A 3,541-nucleotide genomic window follows, 5' to 3' on the forward strand; every position below is an offset into this window, starting at 1 on the left:
AGGTGTTATATCAGCAGCTTTCTTTCGGACCGGAGCGCTAATATGGGTGAATGCACCAACTCCTGCAGATGGGACTATACCCTTATGGAAGAGAAGAGACCGGGGGAGCATTTTCCCGTGTATGAAAATGAGAGGGGTACATACGTCATGAGCTCAAAGGACCTCTGCATGATCGAACATTTAAATCTGCTTGAAGAGGCGGGGATAGACAGCTTTAAGATAGAGGGAAGGATGAAGGGGATTAATTATCTTGCGGGTGTTGTGAAGACATACAGGGAGGCTATAAATAAACTTGGTACTGACACTGATGAGTACAAAGTTGATGAAAGGTGGCTCAGGGAGCTCTCCATGTTCAGCAGCAGGGGATACACGACAGGTATGTTTTTTGGAAAACAGGATGACAAAGATTATAACTTCGATGGCGAGATATACAGAATGAGCCATGAACTGGTTGGCGTCGTGATAGATGTGGACGGCCTTGTCGCAAAGGTTCAGTTGAGAAACAGGCTTGATGCCGGCGACCCTGTAGAGTTCTTAACACCGGGGCTTGAAGAACAGGAGTTTAAGGCGGATGAAATGAAGACTGCCTACGGAGTGACTATTTCTTCAGCGAGAAATGAAGATATAATTTATATGCAGGTACCGCACGGGGTCCGGAAAAATGATCTGATAAGGCGTGATAAAAGATTCAGAGAAGCAAGAATAAATTGAGACATAAGACGGAGAATATTTTATCAGACGAAGACCTCTTTCAGCGGTAACAAAAATCCTTCGATAAGTGGTGATGTCAGGGTATCTTCCAGGGAAAAGATTCCGTATAAGTCAAACACTTTATTAATGAGGTGCATAACCTCTATGCTTTGCGCCGCTGGATCAACAATCCAGTATTCTTTCACACCATGTAACGCATAAAGGGAGCGTTTGACCAATCTGTCCCTTTCCTTTGTTGATGGAGACAGTATCTCTATTACAAGGTCAGGGGGGCCGCTCACATTCTTTTCCGTCACAATCCCTCTCCTTTCATTGGAGATATAAATAATGTCGGGCTGCAGCACATCTTCTTCAGAAAGTACAACATCAACAGGGGCATCAACCACCTCCCCAAGCATCTTCTTCTTTACAAAACTCCAGAGCGCAAACTCTATGTTTCGTGATACGATCTGGTGATAGAAATCCGGCGCTGGGACCATATACAGATCTCCATCCATAAGTTCATACCGTTTTTCATCCGGTAAGTTGAAGTATTCGTTATATGTAAGCTTGACCTTTTGTCTCAGCATCTTTATATCTCCATGCACTTGCTGTTAAAGTGACCTTAATGATTAAAGAATACTACAGCCCCGGGGTCTTCGCAAGGGCTGATGTCTCCTGGACATAACACCCCGGTGAAGAGGGTCCACTTGTAATTATCCACGGCACCTTCATTCACCGAGGGTCACTTCCGGATTATCTGAGAGATAATAAAGACGCCCACAGCATTGGATTGATATCCTGTGGACATTATGATCTATGCAAACTGTATCTTCTTTCTTCCAAACACTGCCAGTCCCAGCAGTCCTGAGCCGAGCAGCATTAAAGTACCGGGTTCAGGAACGGCCGTATTACTCAACCTTACATTATCAAAGTGGGATCGCTTGCCGCCGGTATGAAGGCGAATCTCCAATGGTCCTCCGCTTTCATAAGCTAAATAGCTCAGGCTCACATCTTTATCCCATGCACCCGCTGTACCTGTTCCCGCGTACGAATTGAGTAAAGTTCCCCCTGCCAGCAATTCAATAATGTAGTCAAATGACGTACAAGAAGGGCAAGAAGCTGTCGTCTGATATCCTGCATCCACAGTAAGTGTGTACAGATGACCGGCTGCTATATTATATGGAAGAACCTGGAATATATAACCAGAGTTAACCCATGCCACATTGCCATTCTCGTAGTCTGTATCAAAGAGAGTAGATGACGGATTCCGTGTTCCATATATTTCTGTACCACCCCACCCATCTATATTCAGGGCAGCTCCTCCATCCAACAGTTCTACGTCTTCGAAGTCTGGATTCGAGATCGTAAGTAATGTAGCCAGAGATCTGTCAACACTCCCAGCCATCAGGGCTATTGCAACTGAGATTATAAGCCACAATTTTCTACCCGACTTAAACATTTCTATCACCTCCTTTCTTTATGATTTTTCCGGCATGCTGTTATGAATTGAAACAGCAACATCCTTGCCGTTTCTTAACTCGTTGAAATTATTAAAATTATCTATGTCAGGCTTCTATGCAATGCATTGGAACAGGTGCAGTGGAGAGTGTAAATGGTGCTATTTTAGTGCATGGTATTTATTGACTACCGTCATTCTCACTGCATCGTGAACATATCACTCCCCTTTTTAGGATTTCTTACAGATTGTCAATTCAATTGACAATTAGCTGATTCGCTGTATAATCTTCTTCATGATAAACCGTCATGCAGCTCATATACTCAAAGTATTGGCAAAGGGGTATCCTGTAATTACTATAACTGGCCCAAGACAGTCAGGGAAAACTACGCTTGCAAGGTTTGTTTTTAAGCATATACCATACGTATCTCTGGAAGAACCAGATCAGCTGGAATTTGCCAATGAAGACACGCGGGGTTTTTTGGCCAGGTATCCTGATGGAGCGGTGCTGGACGAGGCCCAGCGTTGCCCTGCAATATTTTCGTACCTTCAGGGCATCGTGGATAGAGATAAACGGCATGGACTCTTTGTCCTGACCGGTTCTCAGCAATTCGGGCTCATGTCGCGCATCACACAGTCTCTGGCGGGTCGTGCCGGCCTATTGCACCTGTTACCCTTTTCCCTTGCGGAACTTAAAACAGGCAGTGTAATGTATAAAGGTCTAGACGATTTACTCCTGAAAGGATTCTATCCTCCTGTTTATGACCGGGAACTTTCTCCTTCAAACTGGTATGCCAATTATATCTTTACTTACGTTGAACGGGATGTACGGCAAATGGTTAACGTGCGGGATCTAAGCGTCTTTCAAAGATTTATTCGGATGTGCGCAGCCAGAACAGGGCAAATGCTAAATCTCTCCGGACTGGCAAATGATTGCGGCATCACTCACAACACGGCCAGGGCGTGGCTGTCAATATTAGAGGCAAGCTATATCATATTCCTTCTGCAACCTCACCACAAGAATTTTGGAAAGAGGCTCATCAAAACTCCCAAGCTTTATTTTTACGATACCGGGCTTGCTGCATGGCTGTTAGGTATTAATGATGTGAAGCAGATGTCCATACATGCTATGCGGGGCTTTCTTTTTGAAAGCCTCGTGGTCAGTGAGTTATTAAAAGGAAGATATAACAGGGGATTGGCTTCAAACCTCTATTTCTGGAGAGACAACACAGGAAATGAGATAGACGTGCTGGTTGAAAAGACCGATACTTTCGTTCCGATAGAGATAAAATCAGGCCAGACTGTGACCAAAGATTACTTTACAGGACTAATAAAGTGGTTGGCAATTGCTGGTGCGGCAGCAGAATCACCCTATGTTATATATGGCGGCAG

General features: G+C 44.5%; 4 protein-coding genes. 2 read left to right on the forward strand and 2 right to left on the reverse strand.

Features of this window, described 5'->3' with window-relative positions:
- The coding region (locus IT392_13185; protein MCC6545425.1) for a U32 family peptidase C-terminal domain-containing protein at positions 1-711 on the forward strand (711 nt) is incomplete at its 5' end.
- A 23-nt stretch (positions 712-734) separates the two neighbouring features.
- On the opposite strand, the gene IT392_13190 is transcribed toward IT392_13185, so the two are convergent.
- Together IT392_13190 and IT392_13195 are read right to left on the reverse strand one after the other, a co-directional pair.
- Complete coding sequence (locus tag IT392_13190; protein MCC6545426.1) at positions 735-1,280, reverse strand: Uma2 family endonuclease; 546 nt, start codon at positions 1,278-1,280, stop codon at positions 735-737.
- Positions 1,281-1,507: 227 nt separating this feature from the next.
- A complete protein-coding gene (locus IT392_13195) occupies positions 1,508-2,152 on the reverse strand; it encodes a PEP-CTERM sorting domain-containing protein (protein MCC6545427.1) in 645 nt (214 codons plus the stop codon).
- Positions 2,153-2,444: 292 nt separating this feature from the next.
- Here IT392_13195 and IT392_13200 point away from each other — a divergent pair.
- The coding region (locus tag IT392_13200; GenBank protein ID MCC6545428.1) for an ATP-binding protein at positions 2,445-3,541 on the forward strand (1,097 nt) is incomplete at its 3' end.

Source organism: Nitrospirota bacterium (assembly GCA_020846775.1).
Lineage (GTDB): Bacteria > Nitrospirota > 9FT-COMBO-42-15 > HDB-SIOI813 > HDB-SIOI813 > RBG-16-43-11.

Bases quoted from the DNA above. Each gene is read 5' to 3' on its own strand.
- IT392_13190 (MCC6545426.1), bottom strand. From the start codon at position 1,280: ATGCTGAGACAAAAGGTCAAGCTTACATATAACGAATACTTCAACTTA.
- IT392_13195 (MCC6545427.1), bottom strand. From the start codon at position 2,152: ATGTTTAAGTCGGGTAGAAAATTGTGGCTTATAATCTCAGTTGCAATA.